General features: G+C 68.2%; 23 protein-coding genes. 7 read left to right on the top strand and 16 right to left on the bottom strand.

What is annotated here, in order from left to right; translation table 11 throughout:
- Positions 1–51: 51 nt before the first annotated feature.
- Positions 52–606: a hemerythrin domain-containing protein gene (locus ACFYRH_RS16110; protein ID WP_387774577.1), complete on the top strand. Its 555-nt coding sequence runs from the start codon at positions 52–54 to the stop codon at positions 604–606.
- A gap of 181 nt (positions 607–787) precedes the next feature.
- Positions 788–1567 carry a DnaJ C-terminal domain-containing protein gene (locus tag ACFYRH_RS16105; protein WP_387774574.1) on the top strand — a complete coding sequence of 260 codons (780 nt, stop codon included), beginning with the start codon at positions 788–790 and terminating at the stop codon, positions 1565–1567.
- A 9-nt stretch (positions 1568–1576) separates the two neighbouring features.
- Here the strand turns inward: ACFYRH_RS16105 and corA are convergent, their stop codons facing one another.
- Genes corA through ACFYRH_RS16090 form a run of 3 tightly spaced genes read right to left on the bottom strand, consistent with a single transcriptional unit; the run spans position 1577 to position 3490 of the window.
- On the bottom strand, positions 1577–2518 hold the full coding sequence (gene corA / locus ACFYRH_RS16100) for a magnesium/cobalt transporter CorA (RefSeq protein ID WP_387774571.1): 942 nt from the start codon (positions 2516–2518) through the stop codon (positions 1577–1579).
- 57 nt (positions 2519–2575) lie between these two features.
- Positions 2576–3184, bottom strand: a complete 609-nt coding sequence (locus ACFYRH_RS16095) for a manganese catalase family protein (protein ID WP_387774568.1) — start codon at positions 3182–3184, stop codon at positions 2576–2578.
- Positions 3185–3235: 51 nt separating this feature from the next.
- Complete coding sequence (locus tag ACFYRH_RS16090; RefSeq protein ID WP_387774565.1) at positions 3236–3490, bottom strand: UBP-type zinc finger domain-containing protein; 255 nt, start codon at positions 3488–3490, stop codon at positions 3236–3238.
- 115 nt (positions 3491–3605) lie between these two features.
- Between ACFYRH_RS16090 and ACFYRH_RS16085 the strand changes: the two genes are divergently transcribed.
- Positions 3606–4601, top strand: coding sequence for a hypothetical protein (locus ACFYRH_RS16085; protein ID WP_387774562.1), 996 nt, complete (start codon positions 3606–3608; stop codon positions 4599–4601).
- Between the two features lie 48 nt (positions 4602–4649).
- Here ACFYRH_RS16085 and ACFYRH_RS16080 read toward each other — a convergent pair whose 3' ends face one another.
- The 11 genes from ACFYRH_RS16080 to ACFYRH_RS16030 all read right to left on the bottom strand — a co-directional run bounded on the left by ACFYRH_RS16080 (position 4650) and on the right by ACFYRH_RS16030 (position 19574).
- A complete protein-coding gene (locus ACFYRH_RS16080; RefSeq protein ID WP_387774559.1) occupies positions 4650–6299 on the bottom strand; it encodes an FAD-dependent oxidoreductase in 1650 nt (549 codons plus the stop codon).
- Positions 6296–6730 carry a thioredoxin TrxC gene (trxC, locus tag ACFYRH_RS16075; protein WP_387774556.1) on the bottom strand — a complete coding sequence of 145 codons (435 nt, stop codon included), beginning with the start codon at positions 6728–6730 and terminating at the stop codon, positions 6296–6298. The genes ACFYRH_RS16080 and trxC overlap by 4 nt, the downstream gene beginning before the upstream one ends.
- The gene (gene clpB, locus ACFYRH_RS16070; protein WP_387774553.1) at positions 6727–9354 is read right to left on the bottom strand and encodes an ATP-dependent chaperone ClpB; all 2628 of its coding nucleotides are present in this window, start codon (positions 9352–9354) and stop codon (positions 6727–6729) included. The genes trxC and clpB overlap by 4 nt, the downstream gene beginning before the upstream one ends.
- The gene (locus ACFYRH_RS16065; RefSeq protein WP_387774550.1) at positions 9345–9653 is read right to left on the bottom strand and encodes a chaperone modulator CbpM; all 309 of its coding nucleotides are present in this window, start codon (positions 9651–9653) and stop codon (positions 9345–9347) included. The genes clpB and ACFYRH_RS16065 overlap by 10 nt, the downstream gene beginning before the upstream one ends.
- Entirely contained in the window at positions 9650–10585 is a 936-nt protein-coding gene (locus ACFYRH_RS16060; protein ID WP_387774547.1) for a DnaJ C-terminal domain-containing protein, read from the bottom strand. The genes ACFYRH_RS16065 and ACFYRH_RS16060 overlap by 4 nt, the downstream gene beginning before the upstream one ends.
- The gene (locus ACFYRH_RS16055) at positions 10585–11082 is read right to left on the bottom strand and encodes a nucleotide exchange factor GrpE (protein ID WP_387774544.1); all 498 of its coding nucleotides are present in this window, start codon (positions 11080–11082) and stop codon (positions 10585–10587) included. Before ACFYRH_RS16055 ends, ACFYRH_RS16060 begins: the two co-directional genes overlap by 1 nt.
- A gap of 5 nt (positions 11083–11087) precedes the next feature.
- Positions 11088–12962 carry a molecular chaperone DnaK gene (gene dnaK, locus ACFYRH_RS16050; protein ID WP_387774541.1) on the bottom strand — a complete coding sequence of 625 codons (1875 nt, stop codon included), beginning with the start codon at positions 12960–12962 and terminating at the stop codon, positions 11088–11090.
- Between the two features lie 170 nt (positions 12963–13132).
- Entirely contained in the window at positions 13133–15952 is a 2820-nt protein-coding gene (locus tag ACFYRH_RS16045; RefSeq protein WP_387774538.1) for an AAA family ATPase, read from the bottom strand.
- The gene (locus ACFYRH_RS16040; protein WP_387774535.1) at positions 15952–17385 is read right to left on the bottom strand and encodes an AAA family ATPase; all 1434 of its coding nucleotides are present in this window, start codon (positions 17383–17385) and stop codon (positions 15952–15954) included. The genes ACFYRH_RS16045 and ACFYRH_RS16040 overlap by 1 nt, the downstream gene beginning before the upstream one ends.
- 102 nt (positions 17386–17487) lie before the next feature.
- Positions 17488–18912, bottom strand: a complete 1425-nt coding sequence (locus tag ACFYRH_RS16035; RefSeq protein WP_387774532.1) for an RAD55 family ATPase — start codon at positions 18910–18912, stop codon at positions 17488–17490.
- A complete protein-coding gene (locus ACFYRH_RS16030; protein WP_387774529.1) occupies positions 18909–19574 on the bottom strand; it encodes a MerR family transcriptional regulator in 666 nt (221 codons plus the stop codon). The genes ACFYRH_RS16035 and ACFYRH_RS16030 overlap by 4 nt, the downstream gene beginning before the upstream one ends.
- Before the next feature lie 385 nt (positions 19575–19959).
- Between ACFYRH_RS16030 and ACFYRH_RS16025 the strand changes: the two genes are divergently transcribed.
- From ACFYRH_RS16025 to ACFYRH_RS16015, 3 genes are read left to right on the top strand one after another with little or no spacing between them, the layout of a single operon-like run.
- Entirely contained in the window at positions 19960–20322 is a 363-nt protein-coding gene (locus ACFYRH_RS16025; RefSeq protein WP_387774526.1) for a hypothetical protein, read from the top strand.
- 6 nt (positions 20323–20328) lie between these two features.
- Positions 20329–21246: a PrsW family intramembrane metalloprotease gene (locus ACFYRH_RS16020; protein WP_387774523.1), complete on the top strand. Its 918-nt coding sequence runs from the start codon at positions 20329–20331 to the stop codon at positions 21244–21246.
- A gap of 11 nt (positions 21247–21257) precedes the next feature.
- Positions 21258–21692 carry a DUF1931 family protein gene (locus tag ACFYRH_RS16015; RefSeq protein ID WP_387774520.1) on the top strand — a complete coding sequence of 145 codons (435 nt, stop codon included), beginning with the start codon at positions 21258–21260 and terminating at the stop codon, positions 21690–21692.
- Positions 21693–21878: 186 nt separating this feature from the next.
- On the opposite strand, the gene ACFYRH_RS16010 is transcribed toward ACFYRH_RS16015, so the two are convergent.
- Both ACFYRH_RS16010 and ACFYRH_RS16005 read right to left on the bottom strand, forming a co-directional pair.
- The gene (locus ACFYRH_RS16010; RefSeq protein ID WP_387774517.1) at positions 21879–22181 is read right to left on the bottom strand and encodes a putative quinol monooxygenase; all 303 of its coding nucleotides are present in this window, start codon (positions 22179–22181) and stop codon (positions 21879–21881) included.
- A 134-nt stretch (positions 22182–22315) separates the two neighbouring features.
- Positions 22316–23176 (bottom strand): hypothetical protein, encoded by an 861-nt coding sequence (locus ACFYRH_RS16005; RefSeq protein ID WP_387774514.1) that lies wholly within the window; start codon positions 23174–23176, stop codon positions 22316–22318.
- Between the two features lie 131 nt (positions 23177–23307).
- Here ACFYRH_RS16005 and ACFYRH_RS16000 point away from each other — a divergent pair, with 131 nt between their 5' ends.
- Positions 23308–23754, top strand: a complete 447-nt coding sequence (locus ACFYRH_RS16000; RefSeq protein ID WP_387774511.1) for an Hsp20/alpha crystallin family protein — start codon at positions 23308–23310, stop codon at positions 23752–23754.
- Positions 23755–23889 lie beyond the last annotated feature (135 nt).

Below are 23889 nucleotides of genomic sequence, written 5' to 3'. Positions count from 1 at the left end.
ACTCTGTCCGGGGCGCTGAGGTGGCGGACAACCGCAGCAGGAAGGACGGCCATGACCAGCGACCTCATCGATCTCGTCGAGCAGGATCATCGGGAGATAGCGCGGTTGTTCGAGCAACTCGACCGGTACCCGCACCGCCGGCCGATGCTGCGGCCGGCGTTGTCCGCCCTCCTGGTCGCGCACCACCGTGCCGAGGAGGAGGTGATCTACCCGCTGGCACGCGACGCCGGTGATGTGCAGGGGGTCCCGTGCGCTCAGCGCGACCACCTTCGCACCGAGGACCTGCTGGTCAAGCTAGGACGGGTCGACCCCGATGACGCGGTCTTCGACAGCATCCTGACCGAGCTCACCGAGGAAGCCGGCCGCCACTTCCGGCGCGAGGAGACCGAGGTCCTGGCCACCCTGCGCGACCGCCTCGCCGAGGACCAGCTCGGCGAGCTCGCGGAGACGTTCGTCCGCAGCCGGGAGCAGCATTTCGGGGAACGTCCCGGCGAGCGCCGACTGACCGACCTGCGCCGGCAAGCCGCGAACATCAGCCTGACCAACGTCTCCGACCTGATGGAGAACGAGCTGGCAGATCTTCTCCGCAAACTTGCCGACGAGTGAATCTGGCCCCACCTGATGGATACCGGCGCGGAGCGGGTCCGTACGGGAGTCGTGCGGACTACACACACCGGGGATGTTCGCTCGCTGCATCGGTGAGAGTATGCGCGAGAGGCCACGGATCCGGCCAGGCGCCGAAACCGAACTCCACAAGTCCGTGAGCGCGTCGCGAGGCGGTGGGCCGATGGTGGAACGTGATTTCTACGAGGTGCTCGGGCTGCGGCCCGACGCCACGTTCGACGAGGTCCAGCGCTCGTACCGCAAGCTCGCCGGCACCTTCCACCCCGACATCACCAAAGACCCCGCGGCCGAGGCGCGGTTCAACGAGATCACCGCGGCCTACGACGTGCTGTCCGACCCCGAGCTTCGCAAGCGGTACGACGTGTCCGGGCACGACTCTCGCCGAACTCGCGGCCGGGCGAGCTCGGCGCCAGTCCCAGGGGCTGATCAGGAGTTCGAGCTGGAACTGTCGGTCGACGATGCGTACAAGGGCGTGCATCGCTGGCTCACCATCGGGGGGCCTGCCGGAACACGCAGCGTGGAGGTGACCATCCCGCCGGGGGTCACTGACGGTCAGCGCATCAGCCTGGCCGGCCAAGGGGGACGGGGAAGCGGCGGCGCCGGCGCCGGCGACCTGTACCTCGTCGTACGCATCGCTCCGCATCCCCGCTACCGGGTCGAGGGGCGTGACATCTGGGTCCAGCTGCCGCTGACGCCGTGGGAAGCGGCCCTGGGTGCCGGGGTCGCCGTGGACACACCGGGAGGCGAGGCGAAGGTGCGGGTCCCACCCGGTTCGTCGAGCGGGCGACACGTCCGCCTGCGCGGCCGCGGCATGCCGGGCCCGCCCAGGCGGAGAGGTGACTTGTACGCCGAGGTGCGAATCATGGTGCCCGGCCGGCTCACCAAGGAGGAGCGGCGCCTGTTCGAACAACTGGCCGCCACATCCACGTACGACCCGCGGTGAATGCGAGGCTCAGAACCAGCGGCGGCGCTTGAAGAAGACCACCAGCAGGAGGACGGCGACGAGGTTCAGACCGATGCCGAGGACGACGAATTCGGACGCGCCGCCGAGGCGATCGATCATCCACCCGAAATTCTGCCCGAAGAAGCCACTGATGAAACTGAGTGGCAGGAAGACGGTGGAAATCACAGTGAGCTGCTTCATCACGGCGTTCTGGCGATTGGACACCGTCGACAGGAAGACGTCGGTCGAGGCCGTCAACAGATCGCGATAGGTGTCGATCAGACCGCTGACCCGGATCAGGTGATCGTGGGTGTCGCGGAAGTACCGCTCCGCCTCGTGCGTCATCCCGGGCAACTCGACGACACCGCTGACCAGGCTCGCGAACACGTCCCGCTGCGACTCGACGACCTTGCGCATCCTGACCAGCGTGCGCTTGAGTGTGGAGATCTCCTGAAGTTGCTGTTCGTCGGCGATGTCGCGGAAGGCCCGGTCCTCGACATCCTCGACACGGTCGTCGAAGTCTGCGAGCACGGCGACGAAACTGTCGACCAGGGCGTCGGCGAATCGATGGGTGAGCCAGATCGGGTTCTCGACCGCCTTGGTGCCGACCTCGTACCGACGCCGTACCTCGGACACTGCCGGCACCGCGTCACGGTGGATGGTGACGAGGAAACGCTCGGAGTAGAAGCAATGCACCTCGACCAGGCCGGCGTCGTCCGGCACCGCGCCGTACAGCACCAGGAAGACGAAGTCGTCGTACTCCTCGATCTTCGGCCGCTGGCCGAACTGTTCGCTGTCCTCCAGCGCCAGCGGGTGAAACCGGAAGACGTCCCGCAAGATCGCGAACTCCTCGGCCGTCGGTCGATACAGGTCGATCCAGAAGAAGCGGCCACCGGCGAGCAGCCGCTCGGCGTCTTCGCGGTTGAGGCGCGACTCGGCCTTCTCATCCATCACGGCAGGATATGCCGGGTCGCTGCCGGCGGCGCACACCTACCTGGCGCGCCGCCATCAGCGTTCGGCGGCCTGCGGCGGTGCTCCTTCCATCAGTTCTGCGGAGACGGATCGGCACAGCCGCTGGTCAGCCGCGGCTCGGGCCAGCAAGAACGACAGCAGGTACCGGATGTCGGCGTCGTCGGTCAGCCGGTAGAGCCGCGAGAGCTGTTGGCGGCGGCTCAGCTCGGCGGCGGCATTGGTCCGGAAGTCGGCGGCGAGATTGCCGCTGACGTTGCCGGAGGCCCCTTTCCATGGGTTGGCCCCGGCATGCGCCGCGGCGCCGGTGGCGATCGCCTGCTCGAGGTCGGTGCCGGCGATCACCGCGGCAACCGTCGGGTCGAGCCGCACCGCCGCGTCGAGGACATTCGCTGGTGCATGCTCCAGCAACTGCGCGATCATCGTGGCCAGCATCTCGAGGTTGGCGACCTGTTCGGAGCCGAGGCCGAAGAGCAGGTCGCGATACTTGCCAGGAACATGCATGTCCCAAGGCTGGAACATGTAGTGCATGGCCACGCCGATCTCGTCGTACTGGCTGCCGATCACGTCCTCCAGACGACGCGCGTACACGGCGTCCGGTTGCTGGGGAACCGATGTGAACTGAAGGTCCTGACGATGGTTGAACATGAGCCGATCCTCAGCGGGCGAGTGGGTTGGTTCGGGTGCCGTCCGTGCACGTCAGACGAAGGCTTCGTCGAAGTAGCACCAACGCCAGTTCTCACCCGGTTCGAACGACTGCACGATCGGGTGTCCGTCGTACGCCGCGTGGGCGCGGGCGTGCCGCAACGGCGACGAGTCGCAGCAGCCGACGTGTCCGCAGCTCAGACAAAGCCGCAGGTGCACCCAGGGCGAGTTCAGCTTGAGGCACTCCTCGCACCCTTGCGGTGTACGTGGCCGGACCGGCCTGACCAGGGTCAGATGCGGATCCACCATGCTCGGCCTCCTGCTGCCATGGGCGTGCTGCTGTCCCTTCCAAATCTTGTCCCTGCGCGGACGGCCTGCATCCCCTGATCGAGTAGTCGTTGCCCGAATGGGTACTGACCTGTGCATGGAATCCATCCGGGTCGGACTCGTGGCTGATCCTGCCGCGCCGACGGTGATCGCCCGGCGTCTGATCGATCTGAGGCCGCTCGACGGCCGCAACGCCTGGAACATCGCCGTACTGAGTGAGCCCTTCACCACCGGCTCCGAGGATGTCCGCGCCGCGGTGCGCCGGCTACAGGACCACGCTCGCCGGCAGGACTGGGACCTGGTGATCGGCCTGACCGAGCTGCCCCTCCACGACAGTGAGGGCCGGCACCTGCTGGTCGAGGCCGACCCGCAACGACAGGCCGCGGTGCTGTCGTTGCCCGCGTTGGGCGGGCTGCGGATGCATTCCCGCGCTCGCCGGGCGGTGCGGTCGCTGCTCACCGGCATGGCGGACCCGAGCACGCAGGAGGAGACCCAGGTGGCTCTCTCCCGCCTGCACGGCCGCTGGCGTCTGCTCTCGGGTATGGTGCTCGCCAACCGACCCTGGCTGTTGGTGCCCGGCCTGAAGTCAGCGCTCGTGGCAGCGCTGGCGACCAGCGCCGTGGCCACGATCAACTCCACCGTCTGGCTGCTGGCCAGTTCGCTGTCGTGGTGGCGTCTGATCGTCGCGACCGTCGCGTCGATCGCCCTGGTCGTCGGGTGGCTCGTGATCGACGGGGAACTGTGGGACCGTCCCGACGACGACTCCCCGTCGGCGCGGGAGAGGTCACGCCTCTACAACGCCTCGACACTGCTGACCCTGACCGTGGGCGTGCTCATCTGTTATGCCGCCCTGTACGTCGTGAACCTCGCGTGGGCCTGGTTCATCCTCGACCCCGATCTGGTGGGCAGTTCCGTCAACGCCCGGGTCGGGCCCGGCGACCTGTTCGTCCTGGCCTGGTTCGTCGCGTCCGCCGCCACTGTCGGCGGAGGCCTCGGCTCGGGTCTGGAGTCGGACGAAGCGATTCGCGCGGCGGCGTACTCCAAGCGCGAACAGGACCGGCGCGAACGCCTCGCGGAGTCCGCCGACTCCTGACGCGGATCGGTGGGTGCCGAACAGCCGTCTGTTGGCGCCGGCAAGGAATCATCGCGTGTGGGCGAGGTGCAGGTGCTCGTGAACCATGCGGATGGCGAAGGCACCGTCGCCTACCGCGGCGGCCACCCGCCGCCCCGACCCGCTGCGGACGTCGCCGACGGCGAAGACGCCCCTTCTGCTCGTCTCGAGCAGCTGTCGCCCGCCGCCGAGCTGGCTGCCCGTGAGGACGAACCCTCGATCGTCCAGGTCGATTCGGCCGTGCAGCCAACTGACGTGCGGGACGCCGCCGATGAAGACGAACAAGGCCGTCGCCGGCGCTGCGCGGCGTTCGCCCGTCTTCAAGTCCTGGACCACAACTTCCTCCAGCGCACGTTCACCGTGGACCTCGCACAATTCGCTGTGCGTCAGGATGTGAATCCGGCCGGTCTGTTCGATCCGGTCAGCCAGGTAGCGCGACATGTCCTGGCCAAGTTCGTTGCTCCGGACAACAAGCAGGACCTCGGCCGCGTGCTGGGCCAGGAACACCGCGGCCTGCCCGGCGGAGTTGCCACCGCCGACGACAACCACTGGATCGTTTCGGCACAGATTGGCCTCCACCTCGGTCGCCGCGTAGTAGACGCTGCCTGAACTGAAGGCGTTCAACCCGGGCAGGTCAAGTTGCCGGTAGCGGATGCCGGAGGCGATCAGCACCGCTCGGCCGCTGATCCGTGTTTCGTTCTCCAGCAGTACGACGTGGTGCCCGTCCCGCGCTTCCAGTGCGACGGCAGTGGCAGGTACGGTGATCTCGGCGCCGAAGCGCTTCGCCTGGATCTCGGCGCGGTCGGCCAACTCGGCGCCGCTCAGCCCCGCCGGGAAGCCGAGATAGTTCTCGATCCTGGACGACGTGCCCGCCTGGCCGCCGGTGGCCACGGCATCCAGGACCACGGTCGCCAAGCCTTCCGACGCGCCGTAGACCGCCGCAGCGAGACCAGCCGGCCCTGCACCGACCACGATCAGGTCGCACACCGACTGCACCGGCGCCGTCCGGCGGAGTCCCACCGCGGTGGCCAAGCGGGTGTTGTCGGGGTTCCGCAACACCTCGCCCCGCCAGATCACCACGGGCGTTTCGTCCCGCTCGATGCCGAGTTCGCGTAGCAGGCGTTCGGCCTCCGTGTCGGTCTCCAGGTCGATCCACTGATGTGGCAGCCGGTTGCGAGCCGCGAAGTCGCGCAACCGGCGCGTGTCGGCTGAGAATCGTGACCCGATGATCGCGAAACCGGCGCCGAGCGTGAGCTGGAGCGACCGGCGGACCAGAAACGCCCGCAGAATCAGGTCGGCCAACGGCGGATCCCGTGGTACCAGGTCTTTCAGCTGGTCGATCGGCACGACCAGCACCTCGCCCGGCTCCTGTGCCCTTGCGGTGAGGAACACCGGCTGCCCGGTCAGCATGCCCATCTCGCCGAGGAAGCGGAGTGGACCGTGGACGGCGATCACCCGCTCCTCGTCGGCCACATCCTGCACGACGGCCACCGTGCCGTCCAGCACGACGATGAAGTCGTCCGCCGACTCTCCCGCCTGATACAACACCTCGCCGCCACTGGTCGTACGGCGCTGGCCGAGCGAGTTCAGCTCGGCCAGTTGAGATTCGTCCAGCCGGGGATAAGCGCCGTACAGATCGGGCGTTTCGTTCATCGGGACCGCGCGGGGCCCGCTGGTCACGGGGCGGGCTCCTTGGCCATCGCGTCTTCCAGCCATGGCCGCAGGGCCGATGCCTGGGCCGCGCCGACCTGTGCGGCGACAACCTGACCCTGCCGGAACACCATCAGCGTCGGAATGGATCTCACGTCGAAGCGCTGGGACAGCCCCGGCGCCTCGTCGGCGTTGACCTTGACCAGCTTCAGCTGGCCCGCCTTCTCGGTGGCGAGCTGCTCGAGCACGGGGCTGACCATGCGGCAGGGTCCGCACCAGGGAGCCCAGAGGTCGACGAGCACCGGCAGGCTCGCCTGCTCGACGACCTCGGCGAAATCCTTGTCGCCGGCATCCACGATCCACGGTAGTGGCCGTTGGCAATGACCACAGCGGGGGGTGCCTTCCGCCGCGGCGGGCACCCGGTTGCGGGTTTGGCAATTGGGACACGTCACGATCTTCATGCCGCCACCTCCACCGGGTTCTCGTGTGTGACGGTGATGTCGCCGTACCGGACGGTCACCCGGATCACCGCGCCGTCCAGCACGTCACCGCCGAGGAGTGCACGTCCGATGCGCGTCTCCACCTCGCGGGCGATGAACCGCCGCAACGGGCGGGCGCCGTAGACCGGGTCGAAGCCCTGAGCGGCGATGTGCCGGGCGGCCTCCGGCTCGACCTCGAGCGTCATTCTGCGATCCGCCAGCCGGGTCCGCAGGTCGTCGAACATCAGGTCGACGATGCGCTCGATCTCGGACATCGTCAGCGGCTTGAACAGCACGATCTCGTCGACGCGGTTGAGGAACTCGGGCCGGAACTGCCGCCGCAGCTCGTCCATGACGGCGTCCCGCGCATCCTCCTTGACCTGCCCGTCGGCGGTCACACCGTCCAGCAAATAGGCCGAGCCGATGTTCGACGTCATGATGATCACGGTGTTGCGCATGTCGACTGTCCGCCCTTGGGCGTCGGTCAGCCGGCCGTCGTCGAGGATCTGCAGCAGCGTGTTGAAGACATCCGGATGCGCCTTCTCGATCTCGTCGAACAGCACCACGGAGTACGGTTTGCGCCGGACCGCCTCGGTCAGCTGGCCACCCTCCTCGTAGCCGACGTACCCGGGCGGCGCGCCCATCAGCCGGCTCACCGTGTGCCGCTCCTGGTATTCGCTCATGTCGATCCGGACGATGTTCTCCTCGGTGTCGAACAACGCCGCCGCGAGTGTCTTCGCGAGCTCGGTCTTTCCTACCCCAGTCGGACCCAGGAAGATGAACGAGCCGATCGGCCGGCGCGGGTCCTTGATCCCCGAACGGGCTCGGACGATCGCATCCGCCACCAACTGGACCGCCTCGTCCTGACCGACCAGGCGCTCGTGCAGCACCTCGTCCAGCCGCAACAGCTTCTCCCGTTCGCCCTCCTGCAGACGGCTGACCGGGATGCCGGTCCAGCGCGACACGATCGAGGCGATCTCCTCCTCCGTCACGACCTCGCGCAGCAGCCGGTGACCATGCTGCTTGCCGGCCAGTCGTTCCTCCTCGCCCGCGAGTTGGCGTTCGAGTTCCGGCAGCCGGCCATGCCGCAGCTCGGCGGCCCGGTTCAGGTCGTAGTCGCGTTCGGCCTGCTCTGCCTCCTGCCGGACCTGCTCCATTTCCTGACGTAGGGTCTGCACCTTGCGCAGTGCCTGCCGTTCCGCCTCCCACTGCGCGTGCATCGCGTCAGCCTCGGCTCGCAGATCGGCCAGCTCCTTGCGCAGCTCGTCCAGTCTCTGTCTGCTGGCAGTGTCCTCCTCCTTGGCCAGCGCGGCCTCCTCGATCTCCAGCCGGCGCACCCGGCGGGTCAGCTCGTCCAGCTCGGCCGGCATCGAGTCGATCTCGGTCCGAAGCATCGCGCACGCCTCGTCCACCAGATCGATCGCCTTGTCGGGCAGGAACCGGTCGGAGATGTACCGGTGGCTGAGCACCACGGCCGCGACCATCGCCGCGTCCTGGATCTTCACACCGTGGAAGACCTCCAGCCGCTCACGCAATCCGCGCAGGATCGAGATCGCGTCCTCGACCGTCGGCTCGTCCACGATCACGGGCTGGAACCGGCGCTCGAGGGCCGCGTCCTTCTCGACATGCATCCGGTACTCGTCCAGCGTGGTGGCGCCGATCATGTGCAGCTCACCGCGGGCCAGCATCGGCTTCAGCATGTTGCCCGCGTCCATCGCCCCCTCGGTCGCCCCCGCGCCAACGACTGTGTGCAACTCGTCGACGAACAACAGGATCCGGCCCTCGGCCGCCTTGACCTCGTTGAGCACGGCCTTGAACCGTTCCTCGAACTCGCCGCGGTACTTCGCCCCGGCGACCAGCGACGCCAGATCCAGCGCGAACACGGTGCGGTCCCGCAGTCCCTCCGGTACGTCGCCGTTGGCGATCCGTTGCGCGAGTCCCTCGACGATCGCGGTCTTGCCGACGCCCGGATCGCCGATCAGCACCGGGTTGTTCTTGGTCTTGCGGGACAGGATCTGCACAACCCGGCGGATCTCGTTGTCGCGGCCGATGACCGGATCCAGCCGGCCCTCGGAGGCATCCTTCACCAGGTCCCGGCCGTACTTGTCCAACGCCTCGTACGACGCTTCCGGCATCGCCGAGGTGACCCGCTGGTTTCCCCGGACGGCCGTCAGTGCCGAGAGGAAGCCGTCGCGGGTCAGCCCCTGCTCGGCGAGCAGCCGCCCAGAGGCGCTCTGCCGCCCCTCGTCCAGCAAGGCGATCACCAGATGTTCGATCGAGACGTACTCGTCCTTGAGCCGTTTGGCCTCCCGGTCCGCGGCGTCAAGCAGCCGGGACAGCCTCTGGGTGATCAGCACCTGGCCGGGCTCCGCGCCCGGACCGCTGACCTTGGGACGCCGGTTCAGCTCATGTTCCAGGCTGTCCCGCAACCCGTCCGGATCCGCACCGGCCTGCGCCAGGAGCCTCGGTGCCAGACCGTCCGGTTGGTCCAGCAGCGCGAGCAGCAGATGCTCGCCGTCGATCTGACTGTGCCCGAACCGCAGGGCCTTGGTCTGAGCGTCGTGCAGAGCCTCCTGCGACTTCTGCGTCAGCCGGTTCATATCCATGTTCTGGCTCCTGTCCGGGCGAAACGCCGGCGCTCCGCCTCGAGTACGGTGATCCGGTCCAAGAGATCCATCACCAGGCCCAGCGCCGCATAGTTCAAGGCGAACCCTGCTCGCAGCCGCTGGATCCGGGCCACCCGGTCCAGCTGCGACGGGCTGAACCACAACTCACCGGCGCGGTCGGTCGCGGCATCGAGGAGTCCGAGAGCGACGAACCGCCTGAGCAGCTCCGGATGTACTCCCGAGAGCCGGCCGAAGTCCTCCAGTGCGAATCTGCTGGGTCTGGTCAACTGACGGCTCATGACCGCCTCCTCGGGTCGAACTTCGAGGTACCGGCCAGCTCCTCGAACAGACGCTTCTCCTCGCGGGTAAGCCTGCTGGGCACCATCAGCCGGACCTCGGCGTACAGGTCTCCCGCGGTCCCGCGCGGGTTCGGCAGACCGCGCCCCTTCAGCCGCAGTCTGCGTCCGGTCGAGCTGCCCTTGGGCACCTTCACGGTCGCCTCGCCGCCGGGCGTCTCGACAGTCACCGACGCCCCCAGCGCACCCTCCCACGCCGCCAGTGGCAGGTCGACGACGAGATCACGGCCCGACAGCCGGTACCGCGGATGATCCGCGATCCGGACCACCAGATACAGGTCGCCGGCGGGCGCGCCGGACGTGCCCTGGCCGCCCTGCCCGGCGAGCCGGATCCGCTGGCCGTTCACCACACCGGCCGGGATCTTGACGTCGATGGTCCGATCCGCCCCGGTCGGCCCGTGCACGGTGAGCTTCCGATTGCCGCCCCGGTAGGCCTCCTCCACGGTCAGCTCCAGCTCGACCTCCTGGTCGGAGCCCGGGATCCGGCCCCAGCCTTGCCGGACCCGCCCGCCGAACATCCCGCCGAGCAGGTCGTCCAGATCGATGCCCTCGGTCTCGAACTGGCCGCCTCCGGGCTCCCACCCGCTCGCCCGGGTGCGGCCTGGACCGGCCCGGGAACGCGCGTAAGTGTCGGGGTCGACGTCCGGAGAGACGCGCCTGAAGTCTTCGCCGAACGCGTCGTACCGCTTCCGCTGCTGCGGATCGGACAGTACGTCGTAGGCCTCCGAGACCTGCTTGAACCGTTCCTCCGCGCCGGGGTCCTTGTTGACGTCCGGGTGGTACTGGCGAGCCAGCTTGCGGTACGCACTCTGGATCTCGTCCGCGCTCGCTCCCCGGGAGACTCCAAGGATCTCGTAGAAGTCCTTGGCAGGCATCAGCTCTTCTCCTCCGCGGCGACCACCACGGCAGCCGGACGAAGCACCCGCGTCCCGTCGCCGTACCGCGGCCTGACGACATGCACGATCGTGCCGGCCGGCGTCTCAGGTGCCGGCACGGTGCCGACCGCCTCGTGCAGGCTCGGGTCGAAGGGTTTCCCGCTGTCGTCGAACCGGGGGTAACCGAGGCCGGCAAGGACTGCGAGTGCCTGGTCCCGCACGGCCTGGACACCTTCGGCGATCGCGTCGCGTTCGGCGTCCGCGTGCTCCAACGCCAGCTCGAGGTTGTCGACGACCGGTAGCCAGCTGGCGGCGACGACGGCCCGCTCGGCCTCGCGCTGCCGGCCGGTCTCCCGAGCGACGCGCTTGCGGAAGTTGTCCAGCTCGGCAGCCGTGCGCCGCCACCTGTCCTCCATCTCGGCGGCCTTCTCGCGGGCTTCCTCCAGGTCCGCACCGGCCGGCGGCGCCGTACCCGTCTCGGTCTCTTGATCAGCCATGCCCATCAACTCGTCGTGAACTCGGCGTCGATGACGTCGTCGTCACCACCGTCCGCCGGCGGCGTACCGGTGGAGCCCTGCGGCGGCGGGTTGGAGTTCAGCGCCTGCGCGATCTGCTGCAGCTCCCCGGTCAGCGAGCGCAGCCGCTCCAGCGGTGTTTCCTGGTCCTTGAGGGCCTCGCGGGCGTCGCCGACCAGCATGTCGGCCCGGGCTCGGTCGTGCTCAGCCACCGCGTCGCCTCGGTCGGCGAGCGCCTTCTCCACCTGGTAGGCGGCCGAGTCCAGCGCGTTGCGAGCGTCGACCAGCTCGCGCAGCCGGCTGTCGTCGCTGCGGTGTGCCTCGGCGTCGGCGACCATGCGTTCGACCTCGGACTGGTCCAGGTTGGAGGTCTCGCTGATGGTGACCGTCTGCTCCGCGCCGGTGTCCTTGTCCTTGGCCGCCACATGCAGAATGCCGTTCGCATCGATGTCGAACGTGACCTCGATCTGCGGTACGCCGCGCGGCGCCGGGCGGATGTTCTCCAGCCGGAAACGGGCCAGCACCCGGTTGTCGGCGGCCAACTCCCGCTCACCCTGCAGGACGACCACGTCCACCGCGGTCTGGTTGTCCTCGGCGGTGGTGAAGGTCTCGGACCGGCGGGCCGGGATGGTGGTGTTGCGCTCGATCACCTTCGTCATCACGCCGCCCATCGTCTCGAGCCCCAGTGACAGCGGCGTGACGTCGAGCAGCAGCACGTCCTTGACCTCGCCCTTGATGATCGCGGCCTGGACGGCCGCACCGATGGCGACCACCTCGTCCGGGTTCACCGTCATGTTCGGGTCCTTGCCGCCGGTCATCCGGCGGACCAAAGCCTGCACCGCCGGGATCCGGGTCGAGCCGCCGACCAGGATCACCTCGTCGATGTCGTTGGCGGTCATCTTGGCGTCGGCCATCGCCTGCTCCACCGGCCCCAGACACCGATCGATCAGGTCGGAGGTCAACTGTTCGAAGGTGGACCGCATCAGCGTGGTGTTGAGGTGCTGCGGACCCTGCGCGTTCGCGGTGATGAACGGCAGGCTGATCGTCGTCTGGGTGACCGACGAGAGCTCGACCTTGGCCTTCTCGGCCGCCTCGAAGAGCCGCTGCAACGCCTGCGGATCGTTGCGCAGGTCGACCCCCACCTCGCGCTGGAAGTCGTCGGCCAGCTTGTCGACGATCCGGCGGTCGAAGTCGTCGCCTCCCAGGTGCGAGTCACCAGCTGTGGCCCGGACCTCGACGACCCCGTCGCCGACCGTGAGCACACTGACGTCGAACGTACCGCCGCCGAGATCGAAAACCAGCACAGTTTCGTTCTCCAGCTTGTCCATACCGTAGGCGAGCGCCGCCGCGGTCGGCTCGTTGATGATCCGCAGTACCTCCAGGCCCGCGATGCGGCCGGCGTCCTTGGTCGCCTGCCGCTGGGCGTCGTTGAAGTACGCGGGCACCGTGATGACGGCTTCGGTGACCTTCTCCCCCAGGAACTTGCCGGCGTCCTCGACGAGTTTGCGCAGTACCAGCGCGGAGATTTCCTCCGGCGCGTGCAGTTTGTCCCGGATCTCGAACCTGACGGCTCCGTCCGGCCCGGGCACCACGTCGTACGAGACGGCAGACAGCTCTGACGAGACCTCGTCGAACCTCCGGCCGATGAACCGTTTCGCCGAGGTGATGGTGCCCTTGGGGTTGAGTACGGACTGACGACGCGCCAGTTGGCCGACCAGCCGTTCGCCGGAGTCCGTGAAGGCGACCACCGAAGGCGTGGTTCTGGCTCCCTCGGCGTTCGGGACGACAGTTGGCTGACCGCCCTCCATCGCCGCGATGACTGAGTTGGTCGTGCCCAGGTCGATGCCGACGGCCTTCGCCATGGTCTGCCTCCTGTGTACTCCGGGCCTTCGTCTGGCCTGTCACGGATACACCCCAACCTGGTCCCGTCAGGATGGGCAGCACATCCCTGGAACGTGTGGTTCGGGAATCCGGCAGGTGTCACAGCCGGTCATCCCGCGCCACGGAGCGCAGGATCGCCCGCGCTCGTCGATCAACGGTCCGCCGCCAGGACCACGCGGGTCAGTTCGACCCGGGACCGGACGTCGAGCTTGCGAAAGGAGTGCCGCAGGTGTGACTCCACCGTGTACGGGGACAGGCCGAGCTCGTCGGCGATGGCCCGGTTGGTGAGTCCGGTGGAGGCGAGTCGCGCGACCCGGAGCTCAGCGGCCGTCATGCTCGCCCAGCCGAAGGCGGGCTGTCCGGTCGTCCGCACTCCCCCTCCCGGACTCGTCCCGTCGGCCAGCTGCTCTCGGGCGCGCCGGGCGAGTACGACGGCGCCGGCGGCGTCGTAGTCGGCAATTGCCAACTCGAACTCTTCAACCGCCTGTGCATGCCGGCCACGCCTGAGCAGAACCCGTGCGGCATCCTCGGCGGCACGTGCCCGGGCCAAAGGCCGGGGACTCGCTTCGAACGCAACAGCAGCCGCTACCAGGCGGTCGACGTCGTCGTCGAGCAGCGCACCGGCCTGCATGGCCGCGGCGCCGAAGGAGATCACGTCGCAGTTGGTACGGCCGAGGGACGCCGCCGCCTGAGCGGCCAGATCCGCCCGCTCGGCATCGTTCGCGCGCAGTGCCAGCCCGACCAGGTACGGTGCCGCCATCGGATCGAACGCGAGCAGCTGCAGCCCGTTCGGTAGCTGATCACAGACAGCGGCAAGATCTGCGAGCACGCGCGAAGGATCCTCGCCGGCCATGTCATCGAGCATTGCCGTCGCCCATGCCAGACGCAGGGCCCCGACACTCCTGGGCTCCCACACCATGCTGAACCCGCGCTGCAGCTGGCGGTGCCCCAGCACGAACTCACCGCGATACGCGTAGGTCTCCGCGAGTACGGCGCACAGCTCGGGCACTTGCGTCGACGACTGCAGCTGATCAGCTCGGATCAGACCCGCATTGCCCTCGGCAACGGCATCGTCAAGCCGGCCCCGGTGCAGCTGCAGCACGGCGCGACAGGTGTACCCGAGCACGTCCGTGTACTCCGTGCCGGCCGCCCCCACCCATCCGGTCCCGGTATCGAGCGCGGCTTGCGCCTCCTCGAAACGATCGAGCGCCATCAGCGTGCTTCCCCGCATCCAAGAGGCTTCAGGACCACGCTCCGGCGCCGGCTCGGAGGCCAGCAAGTCGGCGGCTTGATCGAGCAGTTCGAGCGACCTCGTCAGGCGGCCGCGCACCCGCTCGGCCGCACCCATGGTGAGCAGCGTCCGGCCGGCGTGAACCGGCGAGGTGCCGAAGGCGATCGCGTGTTCGCCGGCGCGAAGCGCCGCAGCGGGGTCGCCGGCCACCAGATGCGCGTTCGACACCGCGGCCAAGAGCAGGGATCGCGTCGAGTCGTCGACTCCCCGGAGGCCGAGCCCGGTCGTCGCGTGGTGCAACGCAGAGGCCGAATAGCCCGCGAACCCGAGAGAGTCGGCCAGTTGGTAGCGAAGCCTCGCCTCGACTTCGACCGGTAGATCGACCCACAAGGCGCCCTCGGCGAGCGTTTGGGCCTCCGCGCTCCGCCCTGCCCGGACCAGCAGACCGGTCGCCTCCATGACGCGCTGTGGGCGGTCGGCGTCAGCGGTCGACATCAGGTCGACGGCCCGCAGCCGGAGGTCTGCGGCTGTGCCAGGAGCGTCGAGCGCGGCCTCGTCGGAGGCACGGACCAGCAACGCGACGGCACGGTCGTCTCCAGGCTCAGCACCGGTGATCGCATGGGCTGCTGCCTCGGAGATCGAGCCGCCAGTGGCGAGTAGAGCGTCAGCAGCCTCGCGATGCAGTGTCTTCCGGGCACGTTCCGGGAGCGCCCCATAGACCGCCTCGCGGAGGAGGGTGTGCTGGAAACTCAGCTGTGCGCCTTCCTCCACGAGCAGACCTACCCCGAGCGCCTCCTGGATCAACGGCAACAACTCGGCAACCTGGCAGTGCAGGACCTGTGCAACGGGTGGTACGTCGAAGGTTCGGCCGAAGACCGATGCGACGCTCAGCAGTCGCCGGGTCAGCGGACACACCTGCGTCAGCCATCGGCGCAGCCGAGGTTCCCGGGAGGGCAGAAGCCGGGCATGTGCCGCGTCGATGATCAGCTCGTGGTCGTCGGCGAGTGTCGAGAGCAGGTCCGCGACCATGGCGGGGTTGCCGGCGCATTTGTCCAAGAGTTCCAGCAGCGTGGTGTCCGGTGCGGCTCCCAGCAGATCACCGGCCATCTTCGCTACAGCCGCCGGCGGCAGTGGTGCCAACTCGAGCTGCACGGCCCCTGCCGCGACCAGGTCGGAGATCAACGTGTCCAGCGTCGGCATGGTCGGCCAGGCGCGCAGGCTCAGAAGCCACACGATCGGACTGGTCGCCAGACGTTCGGTCAGGATCCTGACCGCAAGCACGGTGAGAGAGTCCGACCACTGCATGTCGTCCAGAGTGATCAGGGCAGGGTGGTCGATGGTCGTTTTCCTGAGCGCACTCTCGAGCTGGTCGATGAGCGAGAGGGCGCCGTACTCCAGCACCTGTGCGGGATCGAACGTCGCATCACCGATGATCGGCGGACTGCTGACGCGCATTGCCTCGAGCAACGGTGCCAGTGGCGTCGCCCGACGCAGCTCGCCGGCGACTCCGGGAGCTACGCCGATCCCGAGGCGGCGCGCGCGGCTCGCCGCCTCCAGCACCAGCCGGCTCTTTCCGATGCCCGCCGTACCGTCAACGATGACGACGCCACCTTGGCCGGCCGCCGCGGCCATCACGGATTCGCTGAGGCGGCGTACCTCCGTCTCCCGCCCGTGTAAGGGTCTGCGCGACGGGCCGGGGCTCGACGTACCGCGGACATCGAACCGCGTCGGACGTCCCATCAGATCAGCGTGCCGGCGGTGGCGTCGTCACCGGATCGTCGATCGCGATCGCGGTGGACGAACGCGCGCGTCAGATCTACCCGGCTTCGGATGCCGAGCTTGCGATAGACCTTGCGCAGGTGGAACGACACGGTGTGCGGCGAGAGGAAGACGCGCGCGGCCACCTCGCGATTGGTCAGCCCTTGCGCCACCAGCTCGGCCACCGTCCGCTCGGTACCGGTCAGCGCCCCCCACGCCTCGGCTGCATCCTGCGACCCGTCGGCACATTTGTCCGCCCACCGCAGTTGGTGGCGCAGGTTCACCCGGCCTCGTACGGATGTGCTCCCGCTGCGCCGGTCGGCCCCGGAAGTCGCAGGCAGGGCCAGGGAAGGCCGCTGTTTCGCCGCTACCTCACCACACAGCGCGATCCGCACGGCCGCCGGAACGTCATCGGCCACCGACCTCCGGACCAGCTCGTGGTGGAAGCCGAGCACATCGTTTGCCACGACGGTGAGCAGGTCAGCCGCGACGAGCTCCTGCAGCGGCGGCCGCACCTGCTCGTTCGACCACCCAAGGAGGTCGGCCAAGTCGTCCGCGCCGAACAACCGATCGAAGGACGCGGCGACGCCGAGAAGGTGGCGCGCCGGGGCGCTGAGCCGCATGATCCAGTCGTGGACGACGTCCCGCACCTGCCCCGGGGGGTGCTCGGCCAGCAGCCGTGCCCGGCCGCCCGCGATCGCGACGCCGCCCTCGTTCCGCAGTCCGTCCAGGAGCGCCCGGACAAGGCGCGGATTGCCCGCCGCACCGCGGGCCATGGCCAACAGGTCGTCGTCCGGCCGCGCCCCCAGCACGTCAGCGATGACCTCGACCACGGCATGATCCGCGAGTGGTCCGAGTGCGATCCGAGCCGCTCCCTCGCGCTCCCAATCGCCGAACAAACACTCGTCCGAGGGTTGCCGCGTCCCGATCCGACGTACCAGCGCCCAGCCGACGGGGTGGTCCGCCCCCACCCACGCCGGCAACTCGCGCAGCGCCGTGACGGTCGTCGCGTCGGCCCACTGAACGTCGTCCAAGGTGATGAAGACCGGGCCCCGCGCGGCCAGCTTCCCGGTGTGAACGGCGAGCTTTTCGAGGCACGCGTGCAGGTGCACCTCGGTGCCGGGCGCCCGGGCGGGCCGACCGCCCGGTGGTGCCAGGACCAGTCCGGAGAACAGGGGCGCCAGCGGCAGTGGCCGTGGCAACTCGCCGGCGTGAGCACTCACGACGCTGAACCCGTCGTCCTTCGCCCGCTTCTCCGCCGCGGCGAGCAGCCGGGTCTTCCCGATGCCCGGCGCACCGTCCACCAGCAGGATCGCCTCGTGACCGGTCGCCGCGGCGTCGAGGAGGCCGGCAACCGCTTTGAGTTCGCCCGACCGTCCGCGAAGCCGACCCTCCGCAGGCCTCTGCGTGTCCATGGCAGCCGGTCCCCCTTGATCGACGGGTGCGTCGCGGTACACCTGAAGACTCTCTCGGTGGCTGACGACTCGCCAGGTGTGTCGAGGAAGTGCCGAAGGCAACTACACGTGCGGAGTACCCTGGCCAGGCACAAAGTCACTCAACGACTGCGCAGGGACCAGCCCGATCCCCTCGGTGGTGATCTGGAACTCCCGCACCCCGGACCGGTGGTTGGCGGCCCGAGTCTTCAGCACGGTCAGCGCGCGCGACATCCGCCCGGTGATGCCTGCGTATTGCAGCAGTACGACGTTGTCGGCCATGTGCGACGCAGCCACGTCCGAAATTTTCGACACGCCGAACAGCTCAGGGAGCTCGTAGGTCATCATCAGGCTCGTGCCCTGACGCGACGATCTGTGCAGCAAAGAGTAGAGGTACTCCCGGAAGCGGATCTGGTCCGGTGCCGCAGCCTGCAGGTCCGCCAGGCTGTCCAGGAGAACCCTGCTCGCGCCGGTCGTCTCGATCGTGTCGAGAAGCTCGTACACCCACTGGTCCACGTTCAGATCGACGGGGCTGCGGTACATCACTGTCAGGTTGCCGTCCTTCACAGACCAGCCGAACTGCGACGCCGTTCGCTCCAGCTGCGACGGGTCCTCCTGCATCGTCGCGATGATCGCGCCGTCGCCCTGGCCGACGGCCTGGAAGACGAAGTGCAGCCCCATCAGTGTCTTCCCGGTACCGGTGGGTCCCGCGACCAGGGTCGAGGAACCCGCACACAAGCCGTCCTCGAGCATGTCGTCGAGCGCACGGATGCCGGACCGAATACGTACGCTCTGGACGTCGTGGTCGCCCGTATCCCCCGCATCCGCCGGGTCCGCGAGTCGCGGATAGACGGTGATGCCGTCCTCGGACAGGCGGTAGGAATGCGTCCCCGCCAGGTAGCCGCCGCCCCGGAGCTTGTGTACCTGCAGGGCCCGGGAGGTGCGTTCGGCCGAGTGAACGCTCTTCAGGGCGATGATGGCGTCGGCCACCGCGAACTCGGGAGAGCGCTGGATCTCGTCGTCCTGGTACTCGCCTACCCACAGCGACGTCGCCGGGAAGGCGCTCAGCATGCCGGCGAGATCGTGGAGAAAAGGGCGGAAGGCACCGCTCCGGCTGGCGTACGGGTGCATCGCCTTGAAGCTGTCGATGACGATCATCGCAGGCTTCCTGACCCGGATGAGCTCGCGCACGCGCTCGAGAACCCCCGGCAGGCCGTGGTCGCGGAGTATTCTCCCGAGGTCTTCGTACCACACGCTGCGCCCGACCGCCGCCGGGTCGAAGAACGACAGCGTCTGACCGTACCGGAGGACCTTCTCCAGTGGCTCGGAGACCGTGGTCAGGTACAGCGCCGACCGTTCCGGGGTGGCGTTGGCGAAGATCCATTGCTGCGCGAAGATCGTCTTGCCGGCGCCGGGCGCACCCATCACCAGGACGATCGCGTCGCGGGGAAGCCCGCCACCGAGGACGACGTCGAGCGGCCCCGACCCAGACGTGATTCGGCCGTTCATAGGCTGGATGTCGCTGCCGAGTCGGACCGTAGGTAGGCGCTTTGGCCCAGCAGGTCCCGGACGACCGACACCAGTCGCAGCGGCTCCAGCGGTTTCTTCAAGAAGGCGGCGGCGCCCGCCTCCAGCGCCTCGTCGCGAAGATCGAGCGTCGAGATCGCCAGTACGGGGAGGTCGAACTGCTGTCTGAGCTGGACGCAGAGACGCAGTCCCTGCGCGCCGGAGATCAGCAGATCGATCAGGACAAGATCCGGAACCTTCCGCACGGCTTCGGCCAGGGCCAGCTCGGCGGTGGGGACCAGCGTGACGCCGTACCCCTCGGTCCGCAGGAAATAGTCCGAGAAGTCGGCGGCGAACGGATCCTGTTCGGCCAGCATGACGAGCAGCCCGTCTCCGTCCGGAATCCTGGCCGGCTCCAGCGGTACGCCGCTGGCCAGGCGGCCCTGCAGCAGGCGGTAGGCGTCGCTGGCTGCCATTCCATCCGATAGTCGGTCCCGGACGAAGCGCAGCTGCTCGACCTGTACCCGCGAATACAGGCGGTGGCCGCCCGGACTCCGCTCAGGAACCACGACGTTGTAACGATCCTCCCACGTCCGCAGCGTCGCTGCCGGAATGCCAAGCATCCGCACGAGCGCACCGATACTGTAAACAGGGGAATCAGGCATTGGACGAACGCAGTTCTCCCGGTCGGTACGACACGCGTTCTACCGGCGGCGACGACCGGTCGGGCTCCTGACGGCTGGAGCATAGGTACTCGGCACGGATACCTGTTGCAGTGGTTCGCACACTACCTCATCTCCTGGACGACGACGTGCCGTCCGGAGCAGCGGGAACTACAAGAATCCGGGATGACGGCACCTGTCTCCTTGACGAGACTCGACAACGTGCCGCGGAACGTCACCCAGCAGAGCGCGCACCGCAAGTCCCGCCCTCTGCACTCCCACCTGACCCGGGGCACCTCGAGACCGGAGGCGAACCGTGGATCTGCACCTGAAGGCTTGGGAGGTACCCCTGCGCATCGGCGCGGGAGCCTTCATCCTCAATTCCGGCGTGTCCAAGCTTCGTGCGGACGAGACGGCTGCCAAGCAGACCCACGGATTCGCCGCAGGCGCCTACCCCGCCGTCCGCCGGCTCGATCCCCGACGGTTCGTGGGAGCGCTCTCGGCTGGAGAGATCGCACTCGGTGCGGCGCTCCTGGTCCCGGTGGTGCCCACCGCGCTTGCCGGCGCCGGCCTCATCGCGTTCTCCGGCGCCCTCCTCGGCCTGTACCTGCGCACCCCAGGTCTGCGGCAGGAAGGCAGCATCCGACCGACCGAGCAGGGCATCCCGATCGCCAAAGACGTCTGGTTGCTCGCCATCGGGCTCGCACTGGTCGCGGACGATGTCCGCGACCGGATGCGCGGGAAGACCTGAACCGGGATGTCCGGCGTCACAGCCGCCAGGTCGGCACATCGACGCGGCCACCGTGAGTGGGTTCAGATCCTTGCCGGTGGCCTCGCTCTGTGGCTCGCCTGCCTCGTCGTCACGCTCGCGACCGCCAACACCAATCTGGTCCCCACGCTGATCCTGCTCGGCAGCTTTCTCGTCCCCGTCACGTTCGTCGCCTGGTCGTTCGAAAGGTGGCGGGACGAACACCTCACGGCCGAGCTCATCGTCAGAGCCTTCGTCGTGGGCGGCCTGCTGGGCGTGTTGTCGGCAGCCTTGCTGGAGACCTACCTGCTGAAGCCCTCCGTCTGGCTGTTCCTCGGCGTCGGCCTGATCGAAGAGGCTGCCAAGCTCGGCGGGCTCGTCTTCGTCACCCGCCACATGGCGCGGCGCCATGGCCGGGACGGATTCGTGCTCGGCGCCGCCGTCGGTTTCGGGTTCGCGGCGTTCGAGTCGGCCGGATACGCGTTCAACGCGTTGCTGACCGTCAAAGGCCTGTCGTTGCCTGCTCTTGTCCAGACCGAGCTGGTGCGCAGCGTGCTGGCACCGTTCGGACACGGGCTGTGGACGGCAATCCTCGGTGGAGTCCTGTTCCGGGAAGCGCGCGGCGGCCGGCTCCGCTTCAACGGTTCCGTTCTCCTCATGTATCTGTGGGTCTCGGTGCTGCACGCATTGTGGGACGACACACACAGCATCGCGCTCGCGCTCACGTTCGTGCTCACCGGTACGCCGTGGCAGTACCGGCTGCTGTCCGTGGGCTATCTACCGACACCCACCTCCGAGCAGGTGCAGGTGTTCACAGTGCTCTCCATCGGCTTCCTGGCTCTGGTGTCACTGCTGGGCATCGCCACCCTGTGGGCCTCCTGGCGAAGAACCCGACCCGAGAAGGCCCATCTGAAGGAGACGGCATGACAGTCATGGCTGTGCACAGGTTCGAGCGCTTCTTCCGCGCTGCCGCCGGTCTGGACGTCGACAAGGACGACCTCAAGCGCTACAGCGACTTCGTCAGCGACAAGCTCCACGATCTCCTGATGATCGGGCAGGGCACGGCGAAGGCGAACGGCCGGGACATCCTCCAGCCGCGCGACCTGCCCATCACCAAGGGCTTGCAGCAGAGCATTCATGAGTTCCGCGAGATCGACGACGAGATCGAGTTGCAGCCGATCTTGGCGCAGCTGACGAAATGGCCACCGCTCGACGTGACTCTCAGCGAGGAGACCGAATCCCGGTTGCCGGAAGTGGTGGGAGGGTTGAGTGTCGCCCTTGCTCGCACCTTCAAAGTCATCGACCCCGATGTCAAGAATCCCCAGACAGCACACTGGGAAGCGGCGTTCCGCATCTTCGGCCTGCTGCTGTAGCTCCGGCCGACGAACGCCCGGGGTCCGCCGGGCCGTACCGGGTGACGGCGAGGGAACCACAACCAGTGGCGGCTCATCACGTGACTCCGAATCGCCACAGCGCACGGACGTCCGCAGTACTGCGTCGGCCCGGCACCGCACCAGTACCCTCGCCGCCCCTCTCGTGTCCTACCTATGCGCCCGAGATCATGCCGGAAGCTTCGATGCGAGGACGTCGACGTTCTCGATCGCAGGTGCCACGGTGAACAGTTCCTCAGCACGCTGCCCGAGCGCGGTGCCCACGCCGCCGGCCAGATGCGCTTGCCGGCCGGCGTCGTCGGGGAACACGTCGAAGATGCCGAACGTGGACGCGTCGAACTGGACGGCGAACCAGGCCCGGGTATCGGGCTCCTTCTCGACGATCGCCTGCGCGTCTTTCAAGAACTGTGCTACTTCTGCCTCCTTGCCCGGCTTTGCGTGTACTCGGACCAACAGCCCGGCTCGTACCATGACTCCTCCTCCGGTCGGTGTCCGGCACGATCAGCCGGAAGCAGGGCCATTACCCTTTCACCGCAAATCCATGCCCGGCGTCAATTTGCCCTGCTGGACCTGGTGGTGAAGGTCGCTCCCGGAGCTTCCGGCATTCAGGTGGGGTGGCGTAGCCGGTTGGTGGTGGTGGTGATGTCGGCGGCTTGTTCGGCGAGTGTGGGGTGGGTGTGTTGGAGTTTGTGTCCGGCGTCGGCCAGGGGTGTCAGGAGTGTTGCGGTGTCGTTGTTGCCGAGGGCGTGCAGGACGCGGTCGACGGCTTGTTGGGTGGTTGGGTCGAGGTTGTCGAGGGCGGTGATTTGGGCGGCGAGCCGGCGTAGGCGGGGGGCGTTGTCGCGGGCCCATTGGTTGGCGGCGCGGTCGCCGGCGCGGCGGTCGCGGGCGGCTTTGACGCGTTGTTCGCCGGTCATGCCGGTGGGGTTGGTGGCGTGGGGGTTGAGGCGTAGGTAGCGGCGTTCGGCGGCTTGGCGGCTGGCGAGGCCGAGCGCGGGGGCGATCGCGGCCCAGCTGGCTCCGCGGGCGCGGGCGGCGCCGATGAGCAGTGGTTCCCAGGTGGCGAGCCGGTCTTGGACGGCGCGCAGGCCGGCCAGCGCGGTCAGTACGTCGTCCGGGCCGGCGGCGTCCCGGCCGGCGGCGTCCGGGTTGGTGTCCGGGTTGTTGGTGTCCGGGTTGGTGTCTGGGCTGGTGTCTGGGCTGGTGGTGTCTGGCTGCCCGGGCGTCGGGGTGTCTTGGTGGTGTGTGACCTGGTGGACGGTTTCCTCGACGGCCGCGATCGCGGCCGCCGCCGACCCCGACGCCGGTGCCCCCGGTGCAGCCCGTACCGCGGGTGCCGCGGGCGCCACGGGTGCCACGGGTGCCGCCGGTGCTGTGGGTGCTGCGGGCGTTTCACCGGGTGTGTCGGCCGGTGTGTCGGTGGGGGTTTCGCCGGGTGTGTCGGTGGGGGTGTCGGTGGGTGTCATGGTCACCTCCTTGCCTGTCGCATTGTGTCAGCGGTTCGCTGACTTTTGCTGCTTGTCATCGTTTCGATGACATGTTATAAGGAAAGTGCGTGTTGACACCACTGGTCGAAACTTTCAGGAGGTGTAGGACGATGTTGATGCGCACCGACCCGTTCCGAGAGCTGGACCGGTTCGCCCAGCAGTTCTTCGGCAGTCAGGCGCCGGGCACGTGGTCGCGGCCGAGCCCGATGCCGATGGACGCCTACCGTGACGGCGACCGGTACGTCGTTTCGTTCGATCTGCCCGGGATCTCGCCGGAGGCGATCGATCTCGACGTGGAGCGCAACGTGCTCACGGTGAAGGCCGAACGCCGGCCGCTCGAGCTCGGCGACGGCGTGGAGATGCAGGTCGCGGAACGTCCGCTCGGGGTGTTCTCCCGGCAGCTGTTCCTCGGCGACACCCTGGACGCCGACCGGATCGAGGCGAGCTACGAGGCCGGCGTACTGACGCTGAAGATCCCGATCGCGGAGAAGGCCAAGCCGCGCAAGATCGCGATCAGCGCGGCCGACAACGACGACCGCAAACAGCTCGACGCCTGACCCACACCACACCACACCACGCCACGCCACGCCACGCCACATCACGTCACGTCACTGGCATCGGTCCCGGTCTCGGTCCCGGTCTCGGTCCCGTGACGTGACGTGGGAGGAGTTGTCGATGAGGTGGGATCGATG

This window comes from Kribbella sp. NPDC004875 (assembly GCF_042873375.1).
GTDB lineage: Bacteria > Actinomycetota > Actinomycetes > Propionibacteriales > Kribbellaceae > Kribbella.
This window is presented reverse-complemented; position numbering and strand designations above follow the sequence as displayed.